Annotated in this window: 1 pseudogene; it reads right to left on the minus strand. The window is 67.3% G+C overall.

The window, feature by feature from the left end:
• Nucleotides 1–318, minus strand: a pseudogene (locus tag IO20_RS0134310) (hypothetical protein); the annotation flags it as partial.

Below are 318 nucleotides of genomic sequence, written 5' to 3' on the forward strand. Positions count from 1 at the left end.
CAACCCTCGGGCGGTCGATGTGCTCGCTGCCATGCCGCCTCGAAGTCATCAGGGCCGATCTCCATGGCCACGTACTGCGGATCACGAAGATCGAACGGCGCGTTGAACGGCCAGTCCTCGACGCTCGTCCTGACCGCACCGCCGTCGTGACCGATCTCGACCATCCGCAACCGCCGTCCATCCAGCCCGAGCTCCATCAGGAAGACCTCGCCGTCCTCAAACTCCGGCCAGCGCAAGTAGACGCGGTCCCGTCCCAGCAGGACGGCGAATCCGGGCTGACCGCGCTGGGCAGCCCTCTGCGCGCGGAAGCTGGACAGC

This window comes from Streptomyces exfoliatus, from assembly GCF_000725545.1.
GTDB lineage: Bacteria > Actinomycetota > Actinomycetes > Streptomycetales > Streptomycetaceae > Streptomyces > Streptomyces exfoliatus.